Source organism: Streptomyces sp. NPDC002176 (genome assembly GCF_044903645.1).
Taxonomy (GTDB): domain Bacteria; phylum Actinomycetota; class Actinomycetes; order Streptomycetales; family Streptomycetaceae; genus Streptomyces.
The window spans coordinates 1-4,416 of sequence record NZ_JBJDQW010000010.1 but is presented as its reverse complement, the minus strand read 5'-3'; the positions used below and the strand labels follow the sequence as shown (position 1 = coordinate 4,416).

The following is a 4,416-nucleotide window of genomic DNA, read 5'->3' as shown; positions in this document are numbered from 1 at the left end:
TTTTAATTTGATAGGACTGAAAAAAAGAACAAAAAAAAAACGCTAAGAGATCCTACCCTCTTAACGTTACAGATAGATAAAGCTAGACCCTTTATCTACCATTCGAAGATATTATATAGGCATTTGAAGAAGAATGCAAGATATTGAGTGAATGGCTGACCAAGGGTGGGAAGCTAGGACGTCAATCTCTTGCATTTTTTTGCGTTCGAAAAGGAAGAGTGCTTGCTGAAGCGATTGTTTGGGTTGCCTTGATTCTACCGAGTGTTTTAGCTGTGACTGGCACGCTTGCAGCGTGCCTAAGGCGAGTGCTGTGCACGTCAGCAGCTCGGTAGATCTCCAGGGAAGAAAAGGCAAAACAAGCGCTCTAGCAAGGGTTGTAGGGAGCGTAGCGACCGAAAACCTATTAACTTGATTTTAACTAAACATTACGAGAAAAATAATTCGGCAGGCGTAGCCAGAGGAGGTGCAGACATGGTAGAAATGAGAAAAATCGACGCTTTTATCCAAAATAATGACTATGTGACGGTCACTGATATGGGCGAAATCATTGAAGTGCAATATTTATCTCATAAAAATACGTCTGCACCGATCAAAAAAATTTCCAAAGACCAATATGTTGATTTGCAGACGGGCGAAATTAAAGATTTTGCTCATTCTGAGAATCGGGGACAAAATTTAGATAGCTTACGTAAAACATTTAAAAAATTGGGTTATTTGGTAAACAATAATTTTTCTGGAAAGAAAAATGAACTTTGGACAACGTTGACTTACGCTGATAATGTACAAGATTTGAAAAAAGTTTCCGCGGATTTTGATAAGTTTATCAAGCGATTGAAGTATTTTATGGCCAATGAGTATGGCGAAGTGAGAGAGATTGCTTATAAGAAAAAAGGAAAAAACAAAAAATATAAGCTAAACGTCAAAAATAAGAGTAAATTTGAGTTTGTTAAAGTATTGGAACCACAAGGGCGTGGGGCTTGGCATATTCATATGTTGCTAAAATTTCCGCATTTGAAAAGCGTTTATATTCCAAATGAGACATTTGCAGATCTTTGGTCTCATGGGTTTGTGGATGTGAAACGCATTGATAAAACCGATAATTTAGGTGCCTATTTGTGTGCGTATTTAACCGATATTTTAGTGGAAGATGATGAAAGCAAGTATGAGGATATCTTACGCCAACAAGGGTCTGAAGGAATTGAAACCACAAAAACAGATGAAAGTAAGGCGGTTATAAAAGGCGGTCGTCTGCACATGTATCCTTCTGGTATGAATATTTTCAGCAAATCGAAGGGCATTGTTTATCCTGAACGTCGTCCGATGAAATATAAACATGTTAGAGAGACGTTAGGATTCAAAGATGAGAATTTAACGCTTCGTAAGTCGATTCAAATCAAGGACGAAGAGCATGATTTTGAGAATACCGTCATTATAGAGCAATATAATAAGCGTGTAGCGGACAAAAGAGGATTGCTTGCTTCTATAACCAGATATCGCTTACTGCTCTTAGAAACGAAACCAGGGGCTCTCAGAGACGCTTTGGAGCAAGAGTTATTTGCATTAGAACATAAATTTGAACTTCAAGAACGAGCAAAAGAAGAAAGTTTAAAAAATCGAACCGCATAGGTTTATTTGGTTGTGCACAATTTTATTTTTGGGCAGAAAGGTAGGGAGTGTCATTGGCAGAAGAAAAAATAACGATAAAAGAGATTTCAGATGCGTTAAATGTATCGAAAACTACGGTTAGAAACCATGTGCACAAGGTTTGCGGTGGGTTACCGGTTGTAGAAAAGGGACAAAAAATCACTCTAAGCATTGATACAGCTGAACTTGTTCGAGAATCGATACTGTTATCAAAAAGTGGTAAAAGTGCAAACTCAACTGCAAACTTGACCGATAACTTGAGTGCAAAGTTACCGCAAACTGATGTTTCGGTCGAAGAAACATTTGAGGTGTTAAAAAAACAGTTAGAAGAAAAAGATAAGCAATTAAAAATCAAGGATCAATTAATTTCTGAACTATTACAAGATTTACGCAATCACCAACATTCGTTTTTACTTCAGCAAGAGAAAACGCAACAATTACTTTTGGAAAATGATACGCTTCGTAAACGTAAATGGTGGCAGATTTGGAAACGATAGAGGAATGAAAGAAGGAAAAAGATATGACAAAAGAACGGCTGCAAATTTATATTGATCCTGAACATAGAGACGCATTAGAAGAATTAAAAGAATTGTTATCGGTGGAAGATTCGGCAACTGACAGCGCCTTAATTCGCTATATTATTTTGGAATTGTATCGATTAAAGACAAAAGAAAATATTCAAATGCGTGCACTTTTAAACCGTTTGGATGAACTTTTAATTTATTCAAATAGTTTTGCGGAAACGATGGATGTCGATATTTTTGATCTCGAAAATTCTGAAAAATACAAAGAAGTGAAGACCCAACAAAGAGGGAAATGGGCAAATAGCCGAAGAAAAAAAGCAAAAAACAGACCAGCAAAAAGACCTCCTAATGTAAAAAAGGAGAAACCAAAAGAAGAAAAAACAGACTCAGAAAAGCTTACTTATAGAGAAATTGTTGCGAAGTATTTGTAAAAATTCGTCTTTCAAAAAGGACGATCGATAGTAGTAGCTAGAGACCACTTTTTGTATAAATGACTACTTCTGTAGTCTCTCAACAACTCCCTGACAACTACTAAAAACTATGGTGTGGTATCACATTTATTTTCTTCATAACGCAATAGGCACAGCCTATTTTCCCACTTTCAGTATGAGAGTGGTGCGTTTACCTTATGCTCTTTCCATTTTTTTGCAAAAAGTGGTCAGGTTTTATCTAATATGCACGTCTTAACACTGGAGAAGGAGTATACAGTTCTTATATCAATGCGGGAAAACAAAAGGTGGCGTCAGAATGACATTTACAGATTGTTTTAAGATTAGTAGTATTAATTCTATCAAGAGAGCGTAAATTTGATTGTAGAGGTGATCTATGAAAATTCAGTACAGACTTATTTTTCTTGCTGTATTATTTTTTTTAATAGGATATGTCATAATTGAAAATTGTGCAGATGTTTTTTATATACTGTTAAACTTTTCTCTTCCAGTTTTATTTATAATTTTCAGATTATTTTTTTCTGATGTTAAAAATAGGAAATTATTTTGGCAAAAAAGGTCACCATACTTTGGAGATCAAAGAAGAAAAATAAATAAAAACATTTTAGATCTGTTCTTTTTTGTAGGGTTATTATGGTATGCGTATTTAATTTATCAATATCTGAATTAAAGAGATAAATAATCCTATTATTTATATATATTTTGTGAGTATTAGTAATACTGGGTTGACCACGAATGTGGGTACAGATCTCCCTTAAGCTCTATTTTATTTTAATAAATTCCCTATATATTATTTTTTTATATAGACACACCTACATTATAGATAGTATAATTTTTTATATCAGTGTAGGGAGGTTTATCTATGAAGAAATTTATAAATGTTTTGGTGACTATTAGTCTTTTGTTTAGTTTTTCGTTTTTCGTAAAGCCTGTGGAAGCTGCAAGTACAAAATATAATCATAATCATACTTCGTATACTTGTTATAAAATGAGTTATTATGTTACTCCTGCTAAATGTAAGTCATTAAGTTCTCAAACTAAAAAGTTAAATACTGTTAGTGCAATTGCTGGTTTTATTGGTTTAACAGGGTTAACTGCTGGAATAATTTCAATGGTTTTTGGATCTGCAGTTGATGCAAATCAAGTCTTTGTAAATGCCGCGAAAAAGGGTAAAGGTGTACAATTAAACTATATTGCTCATTTCAGTAATATTTCAACTGACACCTATAGTACAGATCAAAATTACGTAATAAAATAATTGGGGGGGTAATTACTATGTCATTAACAAAAATTTCTTTGATTATTGCAGTAGTATTAGGAGTTTTCTTATACTTTGTTTTACCACTGTCGAATTTTTTTGTCTACTTCACTATACCTTCGGTTATTATTGTAAATGTGATAAGAATTTTCGAAAAAAAGAAACAGGAAAAATACGCTTAAAAACAATAGAAAATTGTAAAAGAGTAGTCGTTTTTTTAACGACTACTCTTTTACTTTACTAATATTATGTAACGATCGTTTTATGCCGCGAAAGTTCCTTTACAGTAGGCTTCCCCCTGTTATACTGAAGCGAGAGCAAGTCAGAGGCTGAATTTGCGACAAAGCGTAGGGGGTACGGGGGGAAGGGAACCTGCTGTCAAGGAAACGTGGAATAAACATATTTCGGATTTTTCTTGTCAGGGTTAGTTGGTAGCGGTATACTTATTTTAATTTGATAGGACTGAAAAAAAGAACAAAAAAAAAACGCTAAGAGATCCTACCCTCTTAACGTTACAGATAGATAAAGCTAGACCCTTTAT

General features: G+C 34.3%; 4 protein-coding genes. All 4 read left to right on the top strand.

What is annotated here, in order from left to right; genetic code table 11:
* The first annotated feature begins 471 nt into the window (after positions 1–471).
* The 4 genes from ACI2LY_RS30085 (at position 472) to bacA (ending at position 3,875) form a co-directional block, all read left to right on the top strand.
* Positions 472–1,626: a hypothetical protein gene (locus tag ACI2LY_RS30085; protein ID WP_142422934.1), complete on the top strand. Its 1,155-nt coding sequence runs from the start codon at positions 472–474 to the stop codon at positions 1,624–1,626.
* 53 nt (positions 1,627–1,679) lie between these two features.
* Positions 1,680–2,141, top strand: coding sequence for an HTH domain-containing protein (locus tag ACI2LY_RS30080; RefSeq protein ID WP_142422933.1), 462 nt, complete (start codon positions 1,680–1,682; stop codon positions 2,139–2,141).
* A 23-nt stretch (positions 2,142–2,164) separates the two neighbouring features.
* Entirely contained in the window at positions 2,165–2,599 is a 435-nt protein-coding gene (locus ACI2LY_RS30075) for a hypothetical protein (RefSeq protein WP_142422932.1), read from the top strand.
* A gap of 880 nt (positions 2,600–3,479) precedes the next feature.
* Positions 3,480–3,875, top strand: a complete 396-nt coding sequence (bacA, locus tag ACI2LY_RS30070) for a bacteriocin 51 precursor BacA (RefSeq protein ID WP_142422931.1) — start codon at positions 3,480–3,482, stop codon at positions 3,873–3,875.
* The last annotated feature ends 541 nt before the right edge of the window (positions 3,876–4,416 follow it).